This is a genomic window from Streptomyces sp. NPDC088730 (genome assembly GCF_044751215.1).
Lineage (GTDB): Bacteria > Actinomycetota > Actinomycetes > Streptomycetales > Streptomycetaceae > Streptomyces.
This window is the reverse complement of sequence record NZ_JBIVLK010000007.1, coordinates 214,777-239,317: the sequence shown is the minus strand read 5'-3', so window position 1 is coordinate 239,317 and position 24,541 is coordinate 214,777. Positions and strand designations below refer to the sequence as shown.

Sequence of the window (24,541 nt, the reverse complement as noted above, 5' to 3'; positions counted from 1 at the left end):
CAAGCGGGGGTGTGGCGCACCCGGTTTCTCTGTCCCGGAGGCCAGTGGCCTATTTGTCGCAGTGCGGCAGTAAATGACCGAAGTTATGCTGCTGACAATCGATCCCCCCGGAGAGGACACCCCGTGGCTGTGGGACCTGTCGAGTACCTCGCCGTCGCCTTCCCCGGCAACCGGTCCACCGGCGCCATCGCGTCCGCGCCGGCCGACACGGACGCCTCGGAGGCGGTCCGCGTCATCGACCCGACCTTCGTGCACCGGGCTGGCGACGGCACGATCGAGACCGTTGAGCGGGACGATCTCGGCCCCGACGGCCTCGACCCGTTCGAGCCGGTCGAGAGCGCGGTCACCGGCACGGCCGTCGTCGCGGGCACCGCCTCCGCGGTCAGCGGCCGGGACCGGCAGCACCAGCGGGAGAGGTCCGCCGAACGGGAGATGGAGCGGCCGGGCGCCGCCCCGGCTCCGGGCGACCTGATCGACCAGCTGGAGTGACTGGGCGAGTTGAATAAGCGGGGAGTCCTCACGGACGCCGAGTTCGCGGCCCGGAAGAACAGACTTCTGGCTGAATGACCGCGACCGCCTCCGTGGGCTCTGTGGACGCGTTCCTCTCCCGTGCGGGACGGGAGGTTACCGGGAATTCGCCGAGGCCGACTCCGTAACGGTCATTCGGCCCGACGGACACACGATCAGTACGGAACCCCGCCGCCGCGATTTCGTACCCGCTCTCCTCGCGTTCCGGTGGATGGCGCTCGTTCCCGTTGTCCCCATGGAGTCGCGGCCGGTCGGGCAGCGGTTCTCTTTCGTCTCCTCATCCGTTTCCTCCGCGCCCACCGCCATGCCCGATCGATCATCCCCGGCGTTTTACATTGTCGATTTCGGGACCTCATGCGACTTTTGATCCGGCCAGACCGAAATGAAACTCGGATACGTGCCGGGAAAAGAGGAAGTTCATCGTGCAAACCGTCAGGGCCGTCCCGGCAGTGTCCGTTCTCAACCTGCGTGACCTGGGCGGCATCGCCCTGCAGCACGGCTGTCGGGTCCGGCCCGGCCGGGTGCTGCGCTCCGGCCAGCTCAGCGGGCTGGATCCGGCGGGCGAGGCCTCGGTGGCGGCGCTCGGCATCCGCACGGTCGTCGATCTGCGCACCGCGGACGAAAGGGCGTCAGCCCCCGACCGCCTGCCGCCCGGAGCCCGGCTCTTCGTCGCGGATGTGCTCGGGGACAACCCGGGGGTGGCGCCGGCCCGGCTCCGGTCCCTGCTCGCCGACACCGTCGAGGCCGAGCGGCTGCTCGGGGACGGAAAGGCCGAGGAGATGTTCGCGGAGACGTACCGGCAGATGGTGCTCTCGCCCCGCGCCGCGGCCGCGTACCGGGCCTTCCTCGACACGGTCGCCGACAGCGCCGCCGGCCCGGTGCTCTTCCACTGCACGGCGGGCAAGGACCGTACGGGCTGGGCGGCGGCGCTGCTCCTGCTTCTGCTGGGCGCTTCCAGGGACACGGTGAGGATCGAGTACCTCGCGGTGAACCCGGTGGTGCGGGTCGCCTTCCGGCCGTACGTGCAGAACTTTCTCGACGCGGGGGGCGACCCCGAGATCGCGTCCGCGATCATCGAGGTCCGCCCCCGCTATCTCGACACGGCACTGGATGCCATGGATGAACGGTGGGGAGGACTCGACGGCTATGTGCGCGACGGGCTCCGCCTCCCCGAAGAGGCCCTGCGGCGCCTGCGTGCCGAACTGGTGGCTACCGCCTGAGGGGCTCTTCCCTTCCCGGTCGGCTCAGATCTTCAGCAGCCGTTCGGTGAGATCGCGGTACTGCTGCAGGGCGATCCGGAGTTCCTCGGTCCGGGTTCCGGACTCCTTGCCCTGCTGCTGGACGTCTATCTCGCGCCGGCGCTCCTTGAGAGCGTGCGCGAGGCCGTCGACTGCCGCGTCGAAGGTGCCTTCGGCCTCCTCCACCGCACGCAGGGGGTTCTCGACGAATTCGGTCACCGCCTGCTGGAGCCGCAGCGCCAGCTTTTCCTGATCGCCCTCCCGGAAAAGCGGCCGGTTGGCCGGGGCGGCGGTGTCGCCTGTCGGGGAGGAGCCGGTGTGCGGCTGTCCGGCGCTCCGGCCGTGGCCTGCCGGAGACCGGTCGGTGCTGACCGGGGACTGCTCGGCAGCGCGGTCGGTGGTGGCCGGGGACTGTCCGGTGGCGCGGTCGGTGGTGGCCGGGGACTGTCCGGTGGCGCGGTCGGTGGTGGCCGGTGACTGCTCGTTGGCGCGGTCGGTGGTGACCGGGGACTTTCCGGCAGCGCGGTCGGTGGTGACCGGTGACTGCTCGTTGGCGCGGCCGGTGGTGCGGTCAGGGGTGACCGGTGACTGCTCGGCGGACCGGTCGGTGGTGACCGGTGACTGCTCGGCGGCCGCAGGCGATCCGGTGGGGATCCGGGGGGTGCGTTCGGTGTCGTACGTCATGCTGTGCCACTTCCTTCGGCATGGTGGTGGTGGCCTTCTCGGACCGGGTTCTCGTTACCGTTGGAGACCAGGACGTCGAAGAGGCCGCGGGCCTCGATCATGGCTTCGCGCATCTCCTCGGTGCTGCCCTCGCCCCGCTGGACGGCGTGCACCCGGCGATAGCCGTTGAGATGTTCGGCGTGGTGGACGGAGAGGGCCGCTGTCTGCTCCTCGAAGTCGCTGCCGTCGGGGAATCCGGTGTCCCGGGCCAGCTCCGCGAGGAGGGCGTCGGCCTCGGCGACGGCCTGCTGCGGGGCATCGACGAACCCGCCCTGTATCTGGGTCCAGCGCTCGGCGTACCGCGCACGGGCCTCCGGTGAGAGCGGGCGTTCGTCGAGCGAACGGTGACGCTTCAACCGATCGCTCAGTTCGTGTTCGGCGGCCTTGGCGTCGCCGTCATGGCGTGCGACGGCCCGGTCGTACTCCGGTCCGAAGCGGCGTTGCAGACCGCGCCCGCCCGTCTTCCGGCCGAAGGCGAAGAAGAGTCCGGCGGCCACGACCAGGACGACCGCGACGATGATCACGACAGTGGTCATGCTCCATTCCTTTCGGTCCGTGCCCCGGCCGAGATTCGGTCCGGGCGTGCCGCTCGTGTACCCCGCCGCACGGATTCATGCCCCGAAACCGCGAGTTGCTTGCCGGACGGCGGTGGTGCGAACGCTGCGCGACGCCTCCGGCGCGGGTCCGCCCACGGCTCCTCGGTATCGTGAAGGGGCCATCAGGAATTCTCCGAGAGGGGCGTCACGGTGACCGAACGCAAACCGGCGGGCATCAGCTTCGAGTCCTGGGTCGACAAGCAGATCCGCGAATCCGAACAGCGCGGTGACTTCTCCCAGCTGCCGGGATTCGGCAAACCGCTCGACGGTCTCGACCGCCCGTACGACGAGACGTGGTGGATCAAGGCGAAGATGCAGCGCGAGGGCGTATCGGTGCTGCCGCCGACACTGGCTCTGCGCAAGGAGGCGGAGGACGTCCTCGCGGCTCTGCCCGGAGTCCGGACGGAGGCCGAGGTGCGGCGGATGCTGACCGAGGTGAACGAGAAGATCGCCGAGACCGTCAGACGGCCGCCGCCGGGACCCCTCCTGAACCTCAAGCCGTTCGACGTCGAGGCCCTGGCCGGGGAGTGGCGCGCGGCGCGCGACTCCGCCTGAGCCGGTGGCAGGTGGACCACCGACGGTCCCGCGCTCCGAGTGCGTAATACTCGGCGCATGAGATCAAGTGTTACGCAGTCGGGGCGCCCGGCGCCGGGCGAAGGCGTACGGATCAGGCGGGCGGTCGCCCGGGACGCGAGGCGGCTGACCCGACTGGTCCAGGCTTCGCGGGCCTACGAGGGGCCGTACGCCCCGATGGTCGCCGGATACCGGGTGGGCCCCGACTACATCGAGGCGCACAGGGTCTTCGCGGCCGTCGAGGAGGCCACCGGACGGCTGCTCGGCTTCTACTCCCTCGTCCTGGATCCGCCCGAGCTCGACCTCATGTTCGTCGCCGACGACGTACAGGGCGGCGGCATCGGCCGACTGCTCGCCGGCCACCTGCTGGACGAGGCGCGGCAGGCCGGCCTCACCGGCGTCCGCATCGTCTCGCACCCGCCGGCCGAGGGTTTCTACCGGAGCTTGGGCGCCCTGCGCACCGGCACCGAGCGAGCCGCTCCGCCCGCCGTGATGTGGGACCGGCCCGAACTGCTGCTCCCGGTCACCTGAGGACGGCGAAGGGCCCGGCCGGACCCGCGTACGGCGGATCCGGCCGGGCCCCGGAGCGGTGCCCGGCCGTCAGGACTCGTAGCCCCCGTACGGACGGGTGATGATCTCCATCCCGTGCCCGGAGGGATCGGTGAAGTAGACGCCCCGGCCACCGTCGTTGTGGTTGATCTCGCCCGGCTGCCTGCCGTGCGGATCGGCGAAGTACGGGGCCCCGAGCTCGCGGATGCGGGCATACGCGGTATCGAACTCCGCCTCCGACACGAGGAAGGCGTAATGCTGGGGAGTGATGGATTCGGCGGGGATGGTCGCGAAGTCCAGAGTGACTCCGTTGGCCGTGCTGAGCGGGATGAACGGGCCCCACTCCCGGCCGGTCTCCAGCCCCAGGATGCCGGCCAGGAACTCTGCGGATTCCCGGTTGTCCCGGGCGTGAACGATGGTGTGATTCAACTCGACTGACACTGTGGAATGCCTCCAACGGGCATCTCACGGGCACCTCCACGCCTCACCCGGCCGGTGACCGACGCGCGATGCCGTACCGGGGATCCTAGGCGCGCCCTCCCCGGATCGTCGAGCCCTCCCGGTGACGTCCGGGAGCTGTGATCAGGCCAGGTCCGTCACGCCAGGGCGGTCGTGGCGGGGTTGTGGACGTCCGTGAGGGTGAAGAGTCCGCCGTCCGGGTCGAGCAGCGTCGCCTCCCGGGCGTCGGGCCGCGACAGCTCCTCGACGAGCGAACCGCCGTGCTCCCGCGCCGCCGCGACGGCGGCGGCCACGTCCGGGACCGGAAAGTTGACCTGCCAGTGCGGACGGACCAGTGGATCGGGGGCCGCCTCGACCGCGCCCGAGCTGATCCGGGCCAGCTGACGCCCGCCGCACGTGACGATCACCTCGTCCTTCGCATAGGACACCTCGCAGGAGCCGGGCTGCCCGCTCGCCCAGTCCAGCACCTCGCCGTAGAAGATCGCGGCGTCGAAGGCGCTCCTGGTGTGCAGCCGCAGCCAGGCGTGCGAATGGCCGTCCGGCGCGGGCGGCGAGGTCGCGGGCTCCGTCCGCTCCCAGATGCCGAACCCCGCCCCCTCGCGGTCGGCGGCCAGCGCGCCGCGCCCCTTGCCCAGGGCCAGCGGCCCCACCGCCACCGTGCCGCTGCGCTCACGGATCCGGGAAGCGGCCACATCGGCGTCCCCGACGGCGAAGTAGGGCGTCCACGCCACCGCGACGCGGAACGTGGTCGCCACCGCGCCGATCCCGGCGACGGGCACGTCCCCGCGGCGGGCCACCGAGAACTCCTGGCCGAGCTTGCCCGGCCGGAAGGTCCAGCCCATCACCGGGCCGTAGAACTCCTGGGCCGACTCCAGGTCCCGGGTCATGAGGTTGACCCAGCACGGTGCCGCGGGACCGGTCAGGGGAGCGGGTGCCGTGCCAGAGCTGCTTGCGGTCATGGTCCTACTGCCTTCATCGGGTGTGCGGCAGATATGTGCCGATGGCCTGCGGGTCCTCACCAGCCTCACCGCGGCCGCCCGCTCCCGCAACACGCGCCGGACCGGACCGGTCGCCCTTGCTCCCGCCTCAGTCGCGCTGCTCGTCGTTCTCCCGGCGGACGGTCCCGTCCTGGTGCTCACCGAGCTCGTACGGCGAGAGCCCGTGGCCGTCGGCCGGGAAGCGGTCGTCGCCGTGGACGTCGGACTCCTCGACGTGGGTGCGGTGGTCCGGCGCCACCGGCTGCTCCTCCGGCCGGGGCGGGGGTGGTCCCTGGGCCTGCCGCCGCCTGCCCAGCCACACGGCACCGATCAGCATGGCCACCAGGACCACGCCTACGACGGCCATCACCACCCCGGTCGCTCCCCGCCCGTCCGCGAGGGTGAGGGCCAGAGAATTCAGGGCTCCATTCGATACGTCCATGCATGCGGGATACCCCCGGACCGGGCTGTCATTCGGCACGGAGGTCGAATTCATGTTTTAAGTGGATATAAAAGCGAAAAGCGTTTCGATCGGTACAAGTCGCTCCGCATCGGCCATCCCGCGACGGCGGGCTCCGCTCGCCTCGCAGACACCCGGCCGCGGGGAGAGCCTGGAGACACACCCTCAGGAAGGAACCGCGGTGAACAGCACAGGGGAAGTACAGGCGGCGGAGAACCAGCAGGGCGGAGAGGTGTCGGTCGTCCTCAGCGGGTGCGCGAAGGACGACGCCGGCACGGTCTTCGACGTGCTGCGGGCCGCGTTCGTCACCGACCGGGCCTCGGCCGACGTGCCACAGGACGTCACGGGAAAGCGGCCCACCGTCTGGGCCGCGACCGTCGACGTCACCGAGGAGCGCGTCGTGTCCGGGACCGTACAGCTCGGCGCGAGCGTCACGGTCGACGTCCAGGGCGGCTACTGGGCGGTCGAACGGCTCAGGCACAGCCTGGCGGGAGCCTTCGCGGTCCGGGTCGTGGGCACCGTCTCCGGCGACCAGGAGGAGGAAGTGCGGCTGAGGCTGGCGAACAAGCAGTCCGGCTCCGCGACGCCGTGAAGTGGCGTGAGGCGGCATGAGCCGAAACGGGCCGAAGCGCCGCCGTTCGGCAGGACACCCAAGACCGACCCCGAGTGAAAGGCTGCGGCACGTGGATCCCACCATCCGGCGGGAAGGCGGCGCAGGGGGCTCGCGGGCGACCGCCGGCCGCTCCGCACTGACCCTGAACGTCAACGGAACAGAGCGGACCCTGACGCTCGACCACCGCACCACCGTCCTGGACGCGCTCCGTCACCACCTGGGCCTGACCGGCGCGAAGAAGGGCTGCGACCACGGCCAGTGCGGCGCCTGCACCGTCCTGGTGGACGGCCGGCGGGCGAACAGCTGCCTGCTCCTGGCCGTCGCGTACGACGGCGCCCGCGTCACCACGATCGAGGGACTGGCCGACGGTGACCGGCTGCACCCCCTCCAGGAGGCCTTCCTGGACCGTGACGCGCTCCAGTGCGGCTACTGCACGCCCGGCCAGATCTGTTCGGCCGTCGGAGTGCTGGACGAGGCGGCCGAGGGCTTCCCCTCCCACGCGACCGGGCACGACGCGCCCGTCACCGCTCCGGCCCACCTGGACGCTGCCGAGATCCGCGAACGGATGAGCGGCAACCTGTGCCGGTGCGGCGCGTATCCGCACATCGTCGAGGCGATCGGGGACGTGGCACCGTGAAACCCTTCGGCTATCTGCGCGCCGGATCCGTCGCCGAGGCGGTCCGGGAGAGCGCGGCCAATCCCGGCGCCCGCTTCCTGGGCGGCGGCACCAACCTCGTCGACCTGATGAAGCTGGGCGTCGAGACCCCCGGCCTGCTCATCGATGTCAGCCGGCTCCCGCTCGACCGGGTCACGGAATCCGCCGACGGCGCGCTGCGCATCGGCGGGACGGTACGCAACAGCGACCTGGCCGCACATCCCGCGGTACGCACCCGCTATCCCGCCCTCTCGCAGGCGTTGCTGGCCGGCGCCTCCGGGCAGCTGCGCAACACCGCCACCACCGGCGGCAACCTCCTCCAGCGCACCCGCTGCCCGTACTTCCAGGACACCTCCAAGCCCTGCAACAAACGCGAGCCCGGCAGCGGCTGCCCGGCCCGCGAGGGAGCCCACCGCGACCTCGCCGTCCTCGGCCACTCCACCGCGTGCGTCGCCACCCACCCCTCGGACATGGCGGTCGCCCTGGCCGCCCTCGACGCGACGGTCGTGCTGCACGGACCGGGCGGCGAACGGACCGTATCCGCCACCGCCTTCCACCGGCTGCCCGGGGACGACCCGGCCACCGACACCGTGATCCGGCCGGGCGAACTCATCACCGAAGTCCTCCTGCCGCCGCTGCCCGACGGCACGGTCTCCCTCTACCGCAAGGTCCGCGACCGCGCCTCCTTCGCCTTCGCCCTGGCCTCCGTCGCCGTCGTCCTGCGCGTCCGCGACGGCCGGACCGAACACGCGGCCCTCGCCTTCGGAGGCCTCGCACACCGCCCCTGGCGGGCTCGCGAGGCCGAGGAGGTCCTCCGCGGCGCACCCGCCACCGACGCGACCTACGAATCCGCGGTGGACGCCGGACTCGCCGCGGCCCGCCCGCTGCGCGACAACGCGTTCAAGGTCACCCTGGCCCGCCGGCTGGCCGTCGACGCGCTGGCCGAACTCGCCGCCCGCCCCTGAAGAGCCGAGGACTCCCACCATGAGCCACACCCGCCAGCCCCTGGGCGCACCCGTCGTCCGCCGCGAGGGCCGCGACAAGGTGACCGGCGCCGCGCGCTACTCCGCCGAACGCAACCTGCCCGGCTGCCTGTACGCCTGGCCGGTGCCCGCCACCGTCCCGCGCGGCCGCGTCACCGCGATCGGCACCGCGGACGCGATGGCACTCCCCGGAGTCCGCGCCGTCCTCACCCATGAGAACGCGCCGCGGACCCGGGAACCGGACGATCCGATCCTCGCCGTCCTGCAGAACGGCCGTGTGCCGCACCGGGGATGGCAGATCGCCCTCGTCGTGGCGGACACCCTGGAAAGCGCGCGGGCGGGTGCCGGGGCGCTGGACATCACCTACGAGAGCGCCCCGCACGACGTCGTACTGACTGCGGATCACCCCGGCCTGTACACCCCGGAGACCGCCAACGGCGGCTACCCGGCCGTACGCGAACGCGGCGACTTCGACCAGGCGTTCGCCGCCGCGCCGGTACGGATCGACGCCACGTACACGCTCGGCGCCCTGCACAACCACCCCATGGAGCCGCACGCCACGACCGCCCACTGGTCGCCGGAGGGGCATCTCACCGTGTACGACTCCGGTCAGGGCGCCACCAAGGTGCGCGACAGTCTCGCCACGGTGTTCGGGCTGCGGCCGGACCAGGTCACCGTCGTCTCGGAGCACGTGGGCGGCGGCTTCGGCTCCAAGGGCACTCCGCGCCCCCAGGCCGTGCTCGCCGCCATGGCCGCGCTGCACACCGGTCACCCCGTCGAACTCGCCATGCCCCGGCGCCACATGGCCGCGGTCGTCGGTCACCGCGCGCCCACCCTCCAGCGCGTCCGGCTCGGTGCGGAGGCCGACGGCACCCTCACCTCGGTCGCCCACGAGGTCGTCACCCACACCTCCACCGTCAAGGAGTTCGTGGAGCAGGCAGCCGTACCGGCCCGGGTGATGTACGGCTCCGCGCACAGCCGCACCGTCCACCGGGTCACCGCCCTCGACGTCCCGAGCCCTTCGTGGATGCGCGCACCGGGCGAGGCCCCCGGCATGTTCGCGCTCGAATCGGCCCTGGACGAACTCGCCGTGGAGCTCGGCATCGACCCGGTCGAACTGCGGCTGCGCAACGACCCGCCCGAAGAGCCCGACTCGGGGAAACCCTTCAGCAGCCGAGGTCTGGCCGCGTGTCTGCGGGAGGGTGCGGAGCGCTTCGGCTGGCACGGCCGCGATCCCCGCGCCGCGATCCGCCGGGAAGGGGCGCTGCTGCTCGGTACGGGCGTCGCCTCGGCCACGTACCCCGTCTACCTGAGCGCCTCCCACGCCTCGGCCCACGCGGCAGCCGACGGCTCGTACCGCATCGCGGTCAACGCCACCGACATCGGTACCGGCGCCCGCACCGTCCTCGCCCAGATCGCCGCGAGCGCGCTGGAGACCCCGGTCGAGAACGTGAGCGTCGACATCGGCAACAGCGATCTGCCGGACGCCCCGCTGGCCGGCGGCTCCTCCGGCACCGGTTCCTGGGGCTGGTCGGTGCACAAGGCGGCGACCGGCCTCGCACGCCGGCTCGGTGAGCGCACCGGAGCGCTGCCCGGCGAGGGAGTGACGGTCACCGCCGACACCGGGAGCGAGACGGCGGCCGAGTCCCCGTACGCCCGGCACGCCTTCGGGGCGCACTTCGCCGAGGTCGCCGTCGACAGCAGGACCGGCGAGGTCCGGGTGCGCCGGATGCTCGGGGTCTTCGCCGCCGGACGCATCCTCAACTCCCGTACCGCGCGCTCCCAGTTCATCGGCGGGATGACCATGGGGCTCGGGATGGCGCTGACCGAGTCCAGCACCATGGACCCGGTCTTCGGGGACTTCACCGAGAGCGATCTCGCCTCCTACCACGTGCCGGCCTGCGCGGACGCGGTCGGCATCGAGGCGCACTGGATCGACGAGAAGGACCCGCACCTCAACCCGATGGGCAGCAAGGGCATCGGTGAGATCGGCATCGTCGGCACGGCGGCGGCGATCGGCAACGCCGTCCGGCACGCCACCGGTGTCCGGCTCCGCACCCTCCCGCTCACCCCGGACAGGCTGCTGCCGCACCTGCCCTGAGGGCGGTGGTGCCCCTGGGTCCCCGCAGAGGCAAATGCGCTGGTCACCGGGGGTGTGCGGCCGGATGTGTTGCGCAACCGGCTCTACCGGGTCACCCTAAGGAGTGACCCAGAAGTGACATCTGCTCACTCTTTGCATTCGGGGGTCGTTGGTTCAACGGGGTGAAGCATGTGGGCCTCGATGTGAGGAGCCTCGACGATGACCGTTCCACTCGACCGGCACTATCTGGTCGAACTCCAGGTTTCGGCAGAGCGCGTGTCCCAGCTGCGGCGGATCGTCGCCGCGCATCTGCGCCACTGGAGTCTCGAACTCCACGTACGGCCCGTGTGCCGTGCTGTGGAGGAGCTGCTGACCAACGTCCAGCGGCACGTCGGTGACGACAACACCTGTGTCCTCGAACTCCGCTGGTCCGGACGGCACCTCACGGTCTCCGTCGCTGACAGTGGTGCCGAAATGCCCCGGCTGCTCCACGAGGGCGGCGGGCTCAGCCGGGTGATGGCCCTCAGCGACAGCTGGGGCACCTGCCGGACCGCCGAGGGCAAGGTCGTCTGGTTCACCCGGTACGCGCAGGAGCCGCAGCACATCGAGCTGGTGCCGCTCCCGCCGCTGCCCGACGTCCGCGAGTTCCGCCGCCCGCCCGCGGTGGTCACGGAGTTCCCCGCGGCCGCGGCGGCGGCCCCCGCCGGGAGCGACGCCGCCGAGCCGGCCCACGCCCCCGCCCTCGTCTGAGGCGCGCGGCACGGAGCACGGCCACCCCGCAGTCCTCCCGTCCGGCGCGGATCGTGTGCGTACCGCACGCATGATCCCCGCCGGACGGGTACGTGTGTGCCGGGCCCGCGTTGCGTCACCGGGCGCGGCACGGCACGGTCGGAGTACCGAGGCAAGGAGGCCACAGTCATGCCCATCGCGACGGTCAACCCCGCGAACGGCGAGACCCTGAGGACGTTCGACGCCCTAGGAGCGGACGAGATCGAGCGGCGGCTCGCCGCTGCGGACGCCGCCTTCCGGGAGTACCGCACCACCGGCTTCGGTGAGCGCTCCCGGCTGCTGAACCGGGCCGCCGATCTCCTGGACGAGGACCAGCAGGACATCGCCCGCACCATGACCCTGGAGATGGGCAAGCCGGTCAAGGCGGCCCGCGCGGAGGCCGCGAAGTGCGCGAAGGCCATGCGCTGGTACGCCACCCACGCGCGGGAGCTCCTCGCGGACGAGCACCCCGCGCCCGCCGACGTCGAGGATTCCGGTGCCTCCCGCGCCTACGTCCATTACCGTCCGCTGGGCACCGTGCTCGCCGTGATGCCGTGGAACTTCCCGCTCTGGCAGGTCGTACGGTTCGCGGCCCCCGCTCTCATGGCGGGCAACACCGGGCTGCTGAAGCACGCCTCGAACGTGCCGCAGACCGCGCTCTACCTGGGCGATCTGTTCCGTCGGGCCGGATTCCCCGAAGGCTGCTTCCAGACCCTGCTGGTGGGCTCCTCCGCGATCGAGGCGATCCTGCGCGACCGGCGGGTGGCCGCGGCCACCCTGACCGGCAGCGAACCGGCCGGCCGCGCGGTGGCGGCCGTCGCGGGCGACGAGGTCAAGCACACCGTCCTGGAGCTGGGCGGCAGCGACCCCTACCTCGTCCTGCCCTCCGCCGACGTCGCGCGGGCCGCCCGTACCGCCGTCACCGCCCGGGTCCAGAACAACGGCCAGTCCTGCATCGCGGCCAAGCGGTTCATCGTGCACACCGAGGTGTACGAGGAGTTCGCCGAACGCTTCACCGTGGGCATGCGCGACCTGACCGTCGGTGACCCGCTGGAGGAGTCCACCGACGTCGGCCCGCTCTCCAGCGAGCAGGGCCGCACCGACCTGGAGGAACTCGTCGACGACGCCGTACGGCGGGGCGCCGTCGCCCTGTGCGGCGGCGGCCGGCCCGAGGGGCTGGCCGGCGGCCTGGAGAACGGCTGGTTCTACGCCCCCACCGTCCTGACCGGCATCACGCCCGCCATGCGGATCCACCGCGAGGAGACCTTCGGTCCCGTCGCCACGCTCTACCGGGTCGACAGCCTGGACGAGGCGGTGGAGCTCGCCAACGACACCCCGTTCGGGCTCAGCTCCAACGTGTGGACCCGTGACGCGGAGGAGAGCCGGCGCTGCGTCCGCGACCTGGAGGCGGGCGGCGTCTTCTTCAACGGGATGACGGCCTCGCACCCCGCGCTGCCGTTCGGCGGCGTCAAGCGCTCGGGCTACGGGCGTGAGCTCGCCGGGCACGGCATCCGCGAGTTCTGCAACGCCACCACCGTCTGGTACGGCTCCGAGCCGCAGTGAACGCGTCCCCGGCGCGCGTGCCCGCTCCCGCCCGCTGTTCCGCCCGTTGTCCTGCCTGCTTTTCCGCCCGCTGAGAAGGTGACCATGAGCGACGCCCCACCGGCCTCACCGACGTCCGGCCCGTCCGACGAAGAGATCTCCGCGCTCGACGCCCACTGGCGGGCGGCCAACTACCTGGCCGTCGGCCAGATCTACCTGATGGCCAACCCGCTGCTCACCCGGCCGCTGGCCCCCGAGCACATCAAGCCGAGACTGCTCGGCCACTGGGGCACCTCACCGGGGCTCAACCTCGTGTACACACACCTCAACCGGATCATCGCCGCCCGCGGCATCCCCGCGCTGTGCGTGTGGGGCCCCGGCCACGGAGGCCCCGCGGTCCTCGCCAACTCCTGGCTGGAGGGCAGCTACTCGGAGACGTACCCCGACGTCAGCAGGGACGCGGCGGGCATGGGCCTGCTGTTCAAGCAGTTCTCCTTCCCCGGCGGTGTGCCCAGCCACGTCGCACCCGAGACCCCCGGCTCCATCCACGAGGGCGGCGAGCTCGGCTACTCCCTCGCCCACGCCTACGGCGCCGCCCTCGACCACCCGGAGCTGCTCGTCACCTGCGTCATCGGTGACGGGGAGGCGGAGACCGGACCGCTCGCCGGGTCCTGGCACGCCAACAAGTTCCTCGATCCGGTCCACGACGGGGCCGTCCTGCCGGTCCTCCACCTCAACGGCTACAAGATCGCCAACCCGACGGTGCTCGCGCGCCTCCCCGAGGAGGAGCTCGACGCCCTGCTGCGCGGCTACGGTCACGAACCGCTGTTCGTCTCGGGCGACGACCCGCTCACCGTGCACCGGGCGATGGCCGCCGCGATGGACCGGGCCGTCGACCGCATCGGGGAGCTCCAGCGGGCCGCCCGGACCGGCGGCGACACCGACCGCCCGCGCTGGCCCATGATCGTGCTGCGCACCCCGAAGGGCTGGACCGGCCCCGCCGAGGTCGACGGGCTGCCCGTCGAAGGCACCTGGCGCGCCCACCAGGTCCCGCTGCCCGGGGTCCGGGACAACCCGGCCCACCTGCGTCAGCTGGAGGAGTGGCTGCGCTCCTACCGGCCGGAGGAGCTCTTCGACGCCGAAGGCCGCCCCTCCGAGCAGGTCCTCGCCGGTGTGCCCGCGGGCGCGGCCCGGCTCGGCTCCACCCCGTACGCCAACGGCGGGATGCTCCTGCGCGACCTGCCCGTTCCACCGCTCGACGGGTACGCGGTCGGGGTGGACCGGCCGGGCACCGTCCTGCATGAGCCGACCCGGGTCCTGGGCGGGCTGCTGGAGGCCGTGATGGCGGCCACCGCGGACCGCAGGGACTTCCGGGTCGTGGGCCCCGACGAGACTGCCTCGAACCGGCTCGACGACCTCTACGGGGCCACCGGAAAGGCCTGGCAGGCCGGGACGCTGCCCACCGACGAGAACCTGGCCCGCGACGGCCGCGTCATGGAGGTCCTCTCCGAGCACCTGTGCCAGGGCTGGCTGGAGGGCTATCTGCTCACCGGCCGGCACGGACTGTTCTCCTGCTACGAGGCGTTCGCGCACATCGTCGACTCGATGGTCAACCAGCACATCAAATGGCTGCGGACCTCGCGCCGGCTGCCGTGGCGCCGCCCCATCGCCTCCCTCAACTACCTCCTCACCTCGCACGTCTGGCGGCAGGACCACAACGGCTTCTCCCACCAGGACCCGGGCTTCGTGGACCACATCCTCAACAAGAGCCCCGAGGTCGTCCGCGTCTACCTGCCCCCGGACGCCAACACGCTGCTGTCCGTGGCCGACCACGCGCTGCGCAGCCGTGACTACGTCAACGTGATCGTGGCCGGAAAGCAGCCCAGCTTCGACTGGCTCACCCTCGACCAGGCCCGTGCGCACTGCGCGCGCGGCGCCGGGACCTGGGAGTGGGCGGGTACGGAAGACGGCAGCCGCGAACCCGACGTGGTGCTCGCCTGCGCCGGGGACGTCCCCACCCTGGAGGTCCTGGCGGCGGCCGCCCTGCTCCGGCGCCACCTGCCCGAGCTGGCGGTGCGGGTGGTGAACGTCGTCGACATGGCCCGGCTCATGCCGCACGACGAGCATCCGCACGGGATGCCCGACTCCGAGTACGACGCGCTCTTCACCCGCGACAAGCCGGTGATCTTCGCCTACCACGGCTATCCCTGGCTGATCCACCGACTGGCCTACCGCCGCACCGGCCACGCACAGCTGCACGTGCGCGGCTACAAGGAGGAGGGCACGACCACCACGCCGTTCGACATGGTGGTCCGCAACGACCTCGACCGCTACCGGCTGGTCATGGACGTCATCGACCGGGTGCCGGGCCTCGGTGTCCGCGCCGTGGCGGTGCGCCAGGCGATGTCCGACACGCGCACCCGTCACCACGCCTGGATCCGTGAGCACGGCACGGACCTGCCCGAGGTCGCGGACTGGACCTGGGAGGGCTGAGGCCGCCGCACGCGAGGAAGGGCCCGGACGGCCGTGCCGTCCGGGCCCTTCGCCGAGTGGCGGGGCCCTGTTCAGTAGCGCAGCGCCGCCGCGATCCGCCCGTGCTCCCTGAGCGAGTCGTCCGCCACGAACACCACCTCCGCGCCGCTGTCCAGCGCCGTCTCGACCAGCTCGTCGACGATGTCCTCACGGACCGTCCCGTCCGCCGGGTCCAGGGCGTCCGCGCTCACCGGCTCAAGGTGCTCCTGGGCGACCCGGACCGTTTGCTGGTAGTGCTCCTCCACCGCCACCAGGCCGGCGCGCGCCTCCCGCACGGCGGCCCACACCTCGTCGAGACCGCCGGCGAAGGCGTGACGGCCGCGCGCCTCGTCCAGCTTGCCGTCGATCTCGGCGGCGAACCGCTTCTGCCGGGCCTCCAGCGCGGGACGCAGCTCGGTGAGCAGGCCGCTGGGCGTGGTGTCGGCGGGAGCGCCCTTGGTCACCCGCCCGGCCGTCGCCCCGGTGCTCTCACCGACCTCGTCCAGCATCGCCAGCGCTGGGGCGAGGCCGACCAGGTAAAGCGGGCGCGGATCCGTGGCCAGGACCCCGCGCAGCTTCTCGTCCACCGTCCGCAGGAACTGGCGGGTGTCCTCGTCGCTGAAGGTGCTCGGGGTGTCGCCGATCCGCTCCTCGCGCTGCGGGTTGGGCGGCTCGTGCGGAGCCGTCAGCGGGAAGCCGCCGATCCGTTCCTCGTGCGCCGCGTCCGCCGTGCCGCTGAACAGGGCCGCGTGGTCGGCGGAGACGGTGAGCGCCCAGAACGGCCGCGCCTGCGCCTTGGCGGCGACCAGGTTGCGGGTGAGGTAGGTGTCGCTCAGCACCACGCGTTCGGGCGCGGTGCGGGGGAGCTGCCAGATCTGGTACTCGTCCGCCGTCGCGAGGACCACCAGGGAGTCCAGGGCCCGGCGCGGGTCGATCTCCGCGACCGCCCGGTCGAGCTGCTGTCTGACGGCGGTCCTGGTCTCGCGGCCGACCCGGGGATCGGCGTCGAGCCGGCTTCCGGCGTCGGCGACCAGGTTCCGCAGCCGGACGGCGTCCTGCGCGTTGTCGGGCGCGCGCCGGTGGGTCGGCATGGTCAGGGAGAGGGCGGGATAGGGCTTGGCGGCCCGGAGCTCCTGCAGGAGGCCGGCGGTCAGGGCGTCGGTGTCCATCTGTTCCCTCCCGGGGACTTGGCGTACTGCGGCGCTGAGCGGGTGATTCAACGAGTCAATTCATACCTTTTGATCCTAATATGAGCGAATTGGTGCTTCCGACTCCAGGAGGCATACGCGACCCACGCGCACCCTGGACGGCTGGAGCGAGAGCCGGTCCTTCCTTCGTACTTCCGAGCAGACGGAGCGTCCGTGAACCAGCCCAGACCCGTGCGGCGCGCCATCGGCCGCCGTGCGGCCCGCAGCCTGACCCCCGCCCTGCTGGCCGCGCTGATCACCGCCGGCGCCGCCGCCTGCGACAGCTCCGGCACCTCTTCGCAGGGGACCGCCAAGAGCACCCGCACGGTGTCGGCGGAACCGACGGCGTCCCCGCGGGCCACGGAGAGCCGGCGCACCCAGCAGGAGTTCGCCGCCTCGGTGTCCGCGGAGGCGGAGCGCAACCGGCAGAAGGCCGTCACCACGCTCAAAGGTGTGAAGGGCAGGGGCGACGCGGTCAAGGACGTCTCCGTCACCGGCCTCGCGGTCAAGCCCTCCGAGCAGTTCCGCAGCGCCCTCGTCCGGGTGACCAACCCGACCGACAAGGCCGCCTTCTACGCGGTCGAGGTGGACTTCGCCGACTCCTCCGGCAAGGTCCTGGACTCGGTGGTGCTCGGCTTCGCGGACGCCCCGCCCGGCCGCACCGTCAGTCAGCACGCCAACAGCCGCGAGGCCGCGGGCGTCAAGACGTTCCCGCGGATCGCGCAGGCCGAGCGCGGCTGACGGCCGGCCGGTGAACGCCGCGGACGCGGTCACGGACGCCCTGCGCGAACTGCGCACCCGCTTCGGCGGTCTGCGCGACGGAAGGCTCGCCGACTACATTCCGCAGCTGGCGCTGGCCGACCCCGACGCGTTCGGGCTGGCCCTGATCAGCATGGACGGCCACCGCTACAGCACCGGTGACGTCGAGGTGCCGTTCACCGCACAGTCCGTCTCGAAACCGTTCGTCTACGCCCTGGCCCTGTCCGCGCTGGGGCTCGACGAGGTCGGCCGCTGGGTCGGCGCGGAGCCCAGCGGCGAGGCGTTCAACGCCATCAGTCTGGAACCGGGCACCGGACGTCCCGCCAACGCCATGGTCAACGCCGGCGCCATCGTCACCACCGCGCTGGTCCCGGACACCCGGGACGCTCCGAGGTTCGACCGGATCCTCGACTTCCTGAGCCGCTTCGCCGGCCGGCCGCTGGACGTCGACGAGCAGGTGTACGCCTCCGAGGCGCTCACCGGCGACCGCAACCGCGCCCTGGCGTATCTGATCCGCAGCGCGGGGCCGCTGCCCGTCGACCCGGTGGCAGCCGTGGAGACGTACTTCCGCCAGTGCGCGGTACGGGTCACGGCGCTGGACCTGGCCGCGATGGCGGCGACCCTGGCCAACGGGGGAGTCCATCCGGTCACCGGGGACGCGGTGGTGCCGGAGCCCGTCGCCGCGCACGTCCTGGCCGTGATGGCGACCTGCGGGATGTACAACGCCTCTGGCGACTGGCTGCTCCGGGTGGGGCTGCCGGCCAAGAGCGGGGTGTCCGGCGGTCTGATCGCCGCCGGACCGGCCCGGTTCGGACTCGCGGCGTACAGCCCGCTCCTGGACCCGGCCGGGACCTCCGTACGGGGACAACTGGCGTTCGGCGCGCTGTCCGAGCGGTTCGGGCTGCACCTCATGCACAACCCGGCCCTGGCGGGCTCCACCGTCACCCTGGTCACCACGGCCGACGATCTGCCCTCCGCGCCGGCGGGGGAGCGGGAACGCGCCCGCCGCGAGCGGGTGGCGGTCGTCGCGGCCCAGGGCGCGCTGGACTTCACCGCGGCCGAGCGGGTGCTGTTCGCCCTCGACGAGTCGGGCCCGCGGGACACGGCGGCCGTGGTGCTGGACCTGCGCCGGGTGACGGACATCGACCCGGCGGCGCGGGCGATGCTGATCGGCGGACTGGCCCGGCTCACGGCCGGCGGCCGGCGCGCAGCCGTGGCGGACCCGGCGGGCCGTCTCGCGGGACAGGGCGCCGCCGCCGGGGCTCCCCGGTACTTCGTCTCCCGCGAGGACGCCGTGGAGTGGTGCGCGACCGGGCGGACCGGCTGAGATCCGGCCCGCCCCGGCGGCCTACCAGATGGCGTCCACCCATTCGGGGTGGTCGACGAACGGATTCCGGTTGTGCTGGTACTGGTCGAATATGACGTCGTTGCGCCGCTTCTCGAAGGTGTCCGGCGGGTCCTCCTGGCTCCAGGCCTTCAGGACGGAGAGCTTGCCGATGTTCGGTGCGGAGCCGTTCGACACCTGGTCGTTGGGTTCCAGGTCGGCGAAGGAGTCGTCACCCTCGTACCGCACGGCCATGTAGAGGATCATGCGGGCGACGTCGCCCTTGACGGCGTCGCGCGGTTCGAAGGAGTCGCTGTCGGTGTAGTTGCCGGGCGCCCCGCTCACCTCGCTGCCGCCGTTGTCGAAGTCCTTGTTGCCGCGGACGGAGTTGACCGACACGTCCTCCGGGCGCAGATGGTGGATATCGGTGCCGGGGCCGGTGGCCGTACCGAAGTCGCCGTGGGACTTGGCCCAGACGTGCTCGCGGTTCCACTGGCCGGTGCCGCCTCCGTTGTCGCTCTTGGGCTCGGAGATTCCGGAGTAGAGGAGGATGACGTTCGAGGAGTTGGACGGGTCCTCGTCGGTGTCCTTGAGCGCGTCCCAGACCTGGCTGTAGGTGAGCTTGGACTGGTCGCTGATGATCGTGTGCAGGGCGCCCTTGAGCGCGGTGCCGGTCTTGCCGAGCGCGTCCTGGTAGTAGGTGTCGTCCAGCGCGCCGAGCGGGGTGCCGGCGGTCACCGGGGCCGGCGGGGTACCGGCCGGTGCGGCGGCCGCGGTGCCGGTGAGCACCGCGAAGGCGGCGAGGGTGGCCAGCAGCGGGCGCCGGCAGGAGGAAAGGTGACGACGGGACATGTGGGGTGTCCTCTCCGGAAATACGGGCACCGCGGCGCCGGAGCGGGGTGGGGGGCGGCTGCCGCGGTGGTCGTGTGATGGGTGGTCAGCGGGAGCCTTCCACACGCACCGTGACCCGGGTGTGAACGCTGCGTACCTATCATGTGCAGGTCAAGTGAGGGCCGGTGCCGGGCCCGTCGGACACCGCGGCCGGGCATCGGATGCGCCGCCGTCGGCGCGGGGCGAGAATTGCCGCAAGGACGAGGAGGCGGCATGAGCGACCAGCCCGAATCCGTATCCGTACCGCCGCGGGCGGACCCTTCCGCGCTGCGGGGCGTGACCCCCGACAGCCTCCTGCACACCGGCGCGAGCGATGATCCGTCGCCGGAGGACCTGGTGCTCGCCTCCGGGCGGGACCTGACTCCGCAGACCCTTGAGTGGGCGCGGCGCAGGCTGTCCAGGGAGGGCCGGTCGGCGATCGACAAGCAGTTGCCGTAGCCGCGGCCGGGCGGCGCGGTGGCGATCGCGTGCCCTCGTGGCGGCCGGAAGTGTTCGGGTGTCTACCCCCGCTCGGTTAGCCTGAACGCTCTATGAACCGTTTGACGACGTCAGGGGCCGGTTACGACCTCGCCCGATTCCCCGAGGACCCCCGCGACCCCTTCCGGGCCTGGGACGCGGCCGACGAGTACCTGCTGCGGCACCTGGAGGGGATCGACGGGGCGGGTCCGGTCGACCTGTCCGGCAGTGTCGTCGTGGTCGGTGACCGCTGGGGTGCGCTGAGCACGGTACTGGCCGGCCACCGGCCGGTGCAGATCACTGACTCCTACCTCGCGCAGCGGGCGACAGCGGCGAACCTGGAACGCAACGGGGCCGGCGCGGACGCCGTACGGCTGCTGTCCGCCCGCGACACCCCGCCGGAACGCGTCGACGTCCTGCTCGTACGGGTGCCCAAGAGCCTCGCGCTCCTGGAGGACCAGCTGTACCGGCTCGCGCCCGCCGTCCACCCGGGGACCGTCGTCATCGGCACCGGGATGGTGAAGGAGATCCACACCTCCACCCTCAAGCTGTTCGAGCGCATCATCGGCCCCACCCGCACCTCCCTCGCGGTCAAGAAGGCCCGGCTCATCCACTGCACACCGGACCAGGCCCCGGTCCGCGCGAGCAGCCCGTGGCCCCACCGCTACGAGCTGCCCGACGACGTCGGGGCCGTCTCGGGGCGGACCGTCACCAACCACGCCGGCATCTTCTGCGCGGAGCGGCTCGACATCGGCACCCGCTTCTTCCTGAAGCACCTGCCGGTGCGCAGCGGCCCGGACCGGGTCGTCGACCTCGGCTGCGGAAACGGCGTCCTCGGGCTGTCCGCCGCACTCACCAACCCCGAGGCCGGGATCACGTTCATCGACGAGTCGTACCAGGCGGTCGCCTCGGCGGAGGAGACCTTCCGGGCCAACGCCGACCCCGGTACGGAGGCCCGCTTCGTGGTCGGGGACGGGCTGGCCGGCGCCGCCCCCGCGAGCGTCGACCTGATCCTCAACAACCCGCCGTTCCACTCGCACCAGGCCACCACGGACGCCACCGCCCGGAACATGTTCCACGGCGCGCGTGCCGCGCTTCGCCAGGGCGGCGAGCTGTGGGTCGTGGGCAACCGGCACCTCGGCTACCACACCCAGCTGCGCCGCACGTTCGGCAACTGCACCACGGTGGCGGGCGACCCCAAATTCGTGGTGCTGCGCGCCGTCAAACGCTGACCCCCGGCCGCCGGGGCGCCGTGCCCCTTCCGGATTCTTGCAACACGTTCTACTGTGTGCGCCGCCGCACACGGGCGACGCGAACGCGAGACTCCTGGAGGGGCCGTGCACCTCGAATACACGCCTGAGCAGCAGCAGTTGCGCGCCGAACTGCGCGCGTACTTCGCCGCCCTGGTCCCCGACAACGCCTACGCGCGTTACGCCGACCCCGCGGAGCAGAAGCGCTTCTACCGGGACACCATCCGACGTCTGGGGGCCGACGGCTGGCTCGGCGTCGGCTGGCCCGCCGAGTACGGCGGACGCGGCCTGTCGCCGATGGAGCAGTTCATCTTCTTCGACGAAGCGGCGCAGGCCGGTGTCCCGCTGCCGCTGATGGCGCTCAACACCGTCGGCCCCACGATCATGCAGTTCGGCACCGACGAGCAGAAGGCCTACTTCCTGCCCAAGGTGCTGGCCGGGGAGCTCGACTTCGCGATCGGCTACAGCGAACCCGACGCGGGCACCGACCTCGCGGCCCTGAAGACCCGGGCGGTGCGCGAGGGCGACACGTACGTCGTCAACGGGCAGAAGATCTGGACGACCAACGGCGACACCGCCGACTGGGTCTGGCTCGCCGCCCGCACCGACCCGGAAGCGCCGCCGCACAAGGGCATCACCATGCTCCTGGTCCCGACGTCCGACCCCGGCTACTCCTGCACCCTGATCAACACCCTCGCCTCGCACGACACCACCGCGAGCTACTACGAGAACATCCGCGTCCCCGTCTCCCGCCGCGTCGGTGAGGAGAACAAGGGCTGGCGCCTCATCACCAACCAGCTCAACCACGAGCGTGTCACCCTCGCCGCCCACGGCACCATGGCCATCCGCGCCCTGCACAACGTCCGCCGCTGGGCCGCCGACACCCGGCTGGCCGACGGCCGCCGCGTCATCGACCTCGGCTGGGTCCGCGCCCGCCTCGCCCGCACCCACACCCGCCTCGACGCCATGAAGCTGCTCAACTGGCAGATGGTGTCAGCCGTCCAGCACAACACCCTCACCCCGCAGGACGCCTCCGCCGTCAAGGTCTACGGCTCGGAGGCGCGCCGTGACGCCTATGCCTGGCTCATGGAGGTCGTCGGCTCGGCCGGCCCGCTCAAGGAGGGCTCGGCCGGCGCGGTCCTGCACGGCGAACTCGAACGCGGATACCGTTCCGCCGTGATCTTCACCTTCGGCGGGGGCAACAACGAGATCCAGCGGGAGATCATCTCGTGGATCGGTCTCGGGATGCCGCGCGTACGGCGCTGAGCGGGTGGGACGGGGAGTCCCGGACGGCAGGAGAACCGTTCGCGACGCCCGGCGGCCGGCTCCGGAATCCTGCTGGGCCGACCACCGGGGTCAGGGGCGGGCCATGGCCCGGGACCGGTTCTGACCGGCACCGATAGACTCCGTGTCATGGTTCGAGTGTCCCGTGGTGCGGTGACCCCCGGGATGTGGCGGCGTGAGGCGGGCACTGTGGTGCGGCCGGCCGCGCCGCTCCCGGAGCCGACGGCGGCTGCCATCCTTGCCGGGTCCCGGATCGTCCCCGGCCCCACGGAGTGGTCGCCGCACTCGCATTCCCCGCACGAACTCGTCTGGGTGCGCGGGGGAACGCTGACGTCCCGGGTGGGGGACCGGGTGCTGACCGTGGTCGAGGGGCACGGGCTCTGGATGCCCGCGGGGATGGTCCACGGGGGCCGGGCGACGGCGGGTGCGGAGTTCTCCCACGCCTTCTTCGCCCCCGATCGCACCCCGTTCGCGTTCACGGAACCCATGGCGATCGCCATGACGCCGTTGCTGGAGTCGCTGCTGACCCATCTGGCCTCCGCGCAGCTCGACGCGGCGGCCAGGGCGCGGGCGGAGTCGGTCGTCTTCGATGTGATCCGGCCCTCGGAGCGTCAGTTCGCGCTTCAGCTGCCCGGCGATCCGCGGATCGACGCCATCGCGGAGACCCTGCTGGACGATCCCTCCGACGGCCGCTCGCTGGAGGACTGGGCGCGCAGGCTGGGGATCAGCGACCGCACGATCACCCGCGCCTTCCGTCAGACGACGGGTCTCTCCTTCGCGCAGTGGCGCCAGATGCTGCGCGTGCACCGTGCGCTGATGCTCCTCGCCGAAGGCTTCGAGGTGATCACGGTTTCCGAGGTGCTCGGCTACGCGCAGCCCAGCTCCTTCATCGTCGCCTTCCGGCGGGTCACCGGAGTCACGCCGGGTGCGTTCTTCGACGCGGCAGCCGGACCGATGGGGGATGTCCGGAATTCCGTATCGCGTGACCAGAACTCCTGATTGTCCACGCGGCAAGCGGAATGCTACCTTCACGGAGTTAGGTAACCCTTAGTTGGTGCTCGCCGTGCACGGCGCTGTCCGTGCGTGGGCGAGCGCGCGTCCTGTGCCGGTCGGACCGGGCGGAGGTTACCTCGGTCCACGCCCCTGCGATCGTCCGGACACCGTCATGTTCACAAGCCCTTTCCGGCCAGCCGGAGAACCCGCGGCCGCCCCCGCCGCCGCCCCGGCGGCCGCGCTCATCGGGTACGACCTGGTGCTGCGCTACGGCGGCAAACCCGTCGTGCACGGTGTCTCGGTCGCGCTGGAGCCGGGCCGTGCGACCGCCCTGGTGGGGCCGAACGGCAGCGGGAAGTCCACGCTGCTGCGCGCGCTCTCCCGACTGCACGGGCTGGACGGCGGCCGGGTGACGCTCGGCGCCCCCGACGGCGGGCCCGAACGTGACGCCTCCCTGCTCAGCTCCCGTGGCTTCGCTCGCGAGGTCACGCTGTTCTCCCAGTCGAGGCCCGCTCCCCAAGGGCTGACGGTCGCTGAGGTCGTCGCGTTCGGGCGCCACCCCTACCGGCGTGGCTTCGCCGGGCCGACCGCGGAGGACCGGACCGCCGTCGACCATGCCATGGGGGTCACCGGAGTACGCGACATGGCCGCGCGGCAGGTCGGAGAACTCTCCGGCGGGGAGATGCAGCGTGTCTGGCTCGCGGCCTGTCTGGCCCAGGGCACCGGCGTCGTGCTGCTCGACGAGCCGACGAACCATCTCGACCTGCGCTACCAGTTCGAGACGCTCGACCTGGTCCGGGATCTCGTCGAGGAACACGGCATCGCGGTCGGAATCGTGCTGCACGACCTCGACCAGGCCTCCCGGGTCGCGGACACGCTCGTCCTGATGCGCTCGGGCCGGGTGTACGCGGCCGGCGCACCCGCAGACGTCCTCACCGCCGAGAACATCGGTGAGGTCTACGACATCCGCGTCGAGGTGGCCGTCGACCCCCGAACGGGGCGGCTCCGCATCGATCCGTCCGGACGCCACCTCTCCTGACACTGCGGCACCGCTCACCTCCCCGGAACACGGGGCACCCGTGCCGTCCCCCGAGCGCGGCGGCACCTCCCCGAGCCGGCCCGTGGGCCGCTCCGGGGCGGTG

At 72.0% G+C, this 24,541-nt stretch carries 25 protein-coding genes; 18 read left to right on the top strand and 7 right to left on the bottom strand.

Annotated features, from left to right (window positions below; genetic code table 11):
- Positions 1-123: 123 nt before the first annotated feature.
- Together ACIP89_RS22550 and ACIP89_RS22545 are read left to right on the top strand one after the other, a co-directional pair.
- Positions 124-489, top strand: coding sequence for a hypothetical protein (locus tag ACIP89_RS22550; RefSeq protein WP_402116363.1), 366 nt, complete (start codon positions 124-126; stop codon positions 487-489).
- A 461-nt stretch (positions 490-950) separates the two neighbouring features.
- Positions 951-1,748, top strand: a complete 798-nt coding sequence (locus tag ACIP89_RS22545) for a tyrosine-protein phosphatase (protein WP_401928258.1) — start codon at positions 951-953, stop codon at positions 1,746-1,748.
- A gap of 24 nt (positions 1,749-1,772) precedes the next feature.
- Here the strand turns inward: ACIP89_RS22545 and ACIP89_RS22540 are convergent, their stop codons facing one another.
- A complete protein-coding gene (locus ACIP89_RS22540; RefSeq protein WP_402116362.1) occupies positions 1,773-2,450 on the bottom strand; it encodes a hypothetical protein in 678 nt (225 codons plus the stop codon).
- Entirely contained in the window at positions 2,447-3,025 is a 579-nt protein-coding gene (locus ACIP89_RS22535) for a hypothetical protein (RefSeq protein WP_401928262.1), read from the bottom strand. The genes ACIP89_RS22540 and ACIP89_RS22535 overlap by 4 nt, the downstream gene beginning before the upstream one ends.
- A 210-nt stretch (positions 3,026-3,235) precedes the next feature.
- Between ACIP89_RS22535 and ACIP89_RS22530 the strand changes: the two genes are divergently transcribed.
- Both ACIP89_RS22530 and ACIP89_RS22525 read left to right on the top strand, forming a co-directional pair.
- Entirely contained in the window at positions 3,236-3,640 is a 405-nt protein-coding gene (locus ACIP89_RS22530) for a DUF1992 domain-containing protein (RefSeq protein WP_402116360.1), read from the top strand.
- Between the two features lie 57 nt (positions 3,641-3,697).
- Positions 3,698-4,189: a GNAT family N-acetyltransferase gene (locus tag ACIP89_RS22525; protein WP_401928267.1), complete on the top strand. Its 492-nt coding sequence runs from the start codon at positions 3,698-3,700 to the stop codon at positions 4,187-4,189.
- A 69-nt stretch (positions 4,190-4,258) separates the two neighbouring features.
- Here the strand turns inward: ACIP89_RS22525 and ACIP89_RS22520 are convergent, their stop codons facing one another.
- From ACIP89_RS22520 to ACIP89_RS22510, 3 genes are all read right to left on the bottom strand, one after another.
- Positions 4,259-4,648, bottom strand: a complete 390-nt coding sequence (locus tag ACIP89_RS22520) for a VOC family protein (RefSeq protein WP_402116359.1) — start codon at positions 4,646-4,648, stop codon at positions 4,259-4,261.
- Positions 4,649-4,803: 155 nt separating this feature from the next.
- Positions 4,804-5,625, bottom strand: coding sequence for a VOC family protein (locus ACIP89_RS22515; protein WP_401928272.1), 822 nt, complete (start codon positions 5,623-5,625; stop codon positions 4,804-4,806).
- A 127-nt stretch (positions 5,626-5,752) separates the two neighbouring features.
- A complete protein-coding gene (locus ACIP89_RS22510; RefSeq protein ID WP_401928274.1) occupies positions 5,753-6,085 on the bottom strand; it encodes a DUF6479 family protein in 333 nt (110 codons plus the stop codon).
- Positions 6,086-6,284: 199 nt separating this feature from the next.
- Between ACIP89_RS22510 and ACIP89_RS22505 the strand changes: the two genes are divergently transcribed.
- From ACIP89_RS22505 to ACIP89_RS22475, 7 genes are all read left to right on the top strand, one after another.
- Positions 6,285-6,695 (top strand): hypothetical protein, encoded by a 411-nt coding sequence (locus ACIP89_RS22505; RefSeq protein ID WP_401928276.1) that lies wholly within the window; start codon positions 6,285-6,287, stop codon positions 6,693-6,695.
- Positions 6,696-6,786: 91 nt separating this feature from the next.
- The gene (locus tag ACIP89_RS22500; protein WP_402116357.1) at positions 6,787-7,353 is read left to right on the top strand and encodes a 2Fe-2S iron-sulfur cluster-binding protein; all 567 of its coding nucleotides are present in this window, start codon (positions 6,787-6,789) and stop codon (positions 7,351-7,353) included.
- The gene (locus ACIP89_RS22495; protein ID WP_402116356.1) at positions 7,350-8,336 is read left to right on the top strand and encodes an FAD binding domain-containing protein; all 987 of its coding nucleotides are present in this window, start codon (positions 7,350-7,352) and stop codon (positions 8,334-8,336) included. Before ACIP89_RS22500 ends, ACIP89_RS22495 begins: the two co-directional genes overlap by 4 nt.
- A 19-nt stretch (positions 8,337-8,355) precedes the next feature.
- On the top strand, positions 8,356-10,455 hold the full coding sequence (locus ACIP89_RS22490; RefSeq protein WP_402116354.1) for a xanthine dehydrogenase family protein molybdopterin-binding subunit: 2,100 nt from the start codon (positions 8,356-8,358) through the stop codon (positions 10,453-10,455).
- 198 nt (positions 10,456-10,653) lie between these two features.
- Entirely contained in the window at positions 10,654-11,184 is a 531-nt protein-coding gene (locus ACIP89_RS22485) for an ATP-binding protein (protein WP_401928286.1), read from the top strand.
- A gap of 168 nt (positions 11,185-11,352) precedes the next feature.
- Positions 11,353-12,765 (top strand): NADP-dependent succinic semialdehyde dehydrogenase, encoded by a 1,413-nt coding sequence (locus tag ACIP89_RS22480; RefSeq protein ID WP_401929163.1) that lies wholly within the window; start codon positions 11,353-11,355, stop codon positions 12,763-12,765.
- An 84-nt stretch (positions 12,766-12,849) separates the two neighbouring features.
- Entirely contained in the window at positions 12,850-15,237 is a 2,388-nt protein-coding gene (locus ACIP89_RS22475) for a phosphoketolase (RefSeq protein ID WP_401929161.1), read from the top strand.
- A 71-nt stretch (positions 15,238-15,308) separates the two neighbouring features.
- Here ACIP89_RS22475 and ACIP89_RS22470 read toward each other — a convergent pair whose 3' ends face one another.
- The gene (locus ACIP89_RS22470) at positions 15,309-16,424 is read right to left on the bottom strand and encodes a chemotaxis protein (protein WP_402116352.1); all 1,116 of its coding nucleotides are present in this window, start codon (positions 16,422-16,424) and stop codon (positions 15,309-15,311) included.
- Between the two features lie 192 nt (positions 16,425-16,616).
- On the opposite strand from ACIP89_RS22470, the gene ACIP89_RS22465 reads away from it, so the two are divergent.
- Positions 16,617-17,183 carry a hypothetical protein gene (locus ACIP89_RS22465; protein ID WP_402116351.1) on the top strand — a complete coding sequence of 189 codons (567 nt, stop codon included), beginning with the start codon at positions 16,617-16,619 and terminating at the stop codon, positions 17,181-17,183.
- A 10-nt stretch (positions 17,184-17,193) separates the two neighbouring features.
- Entirely contained in the window at positions 17,194-18,528 is a 1,335-nt protein-coding gene (gene glsA / locus ACIP89_RS22460; protein ID WP_401928296.1) for a glutaminase A, read from the top strand.
- A gap of 21 nt (positions 18,529-18,549) precedes the next feature.
- Here the strand turns inward: glsA and ACIP89_RS22455 are convergent, their stop codons facing one another.
- On the bottom strand, positions 18,550-19,377 hold the full coding sequence (locus ACIP89_RS22455; protein WP_401928298.1) for an endonuclease I family protein: 828 nt from the start codon (positions 19,375-19,377) through the stop codon (positions 18,550-18,552).
- 252 nt (positions 19,378-19,629) lie between these two features.
- Between ACIP89_RS22455 and ACIP89_RS22450 the strand changes: the two genes are divergently transcribed.
- The 5 genes from ACIP89_RS22450 (at position 19,630) to ACIP89_RS22430 (ending at position 24,438) form a co-directional block, all read left to right on the top strand.
- A complete protein-coding gene (locus ACIP89_RS22450) occupies positions 19,630-19,854 on the top strand; it encodes a hypothetical protein (RefSeq protein ID WP_401929153.1) in 225 nt (74 codons plus the stop codon).
- A gap of 92 nt (positions 19,855-19,946) precedes the next feature.
- The gene (locus tag ACIP89_RS22445) at positions 19,947-21,104 is read left to right on the top strand and encodes a methyltransferase (protein WP_401928303.1); all 1,158 of its coding nucleotides are present in this window, start codon (positions 19,947-19,949) and stop codon (positions 21,102-21,104) included.
- 105 nt (positions 21,105-21,209) lie between these two features.
- Positions 21,210-22,388, top strand: a complete 1,179-nt coding sequence (locus tag ACIP89_RS22440; protein WP_401928305.1) for an acyl-CoA dehydrogenase family protein — start codon at positions 21,210-21,212, stop codon at positions 22,386-22,388.
- A 147-nt stretch (positions 22,389-22,535) separates the two neighbouring features.
- Positions 22,536-23,405: a helix-turn-helix domain-containing protein gene (locus tag ACIP89_RS22435; RefSeq protein WP_402116349.1), complete on the top strand. Its 870-nt coding sequence runs from the start codon at positions 22,536-22,538 to the stop codon at positions 23,403-23,405.
- A 166-nt stretch (positions 23,406-23,571) separates the two neighbouring features.
- Positions 23,572-24,438: an ABC transporter ATP-binding protein gene (locus tag ACIP89_RS22430; protein ID WP_401928308.1), complete on the top strand. Its 867-nt coding sequence runs from the start codon at positions 23,572-23,574 to the stop codon at positions 24,436-24,438.
- Positions 24,439-24,541 lie beyond the last annotated feature (103 nt).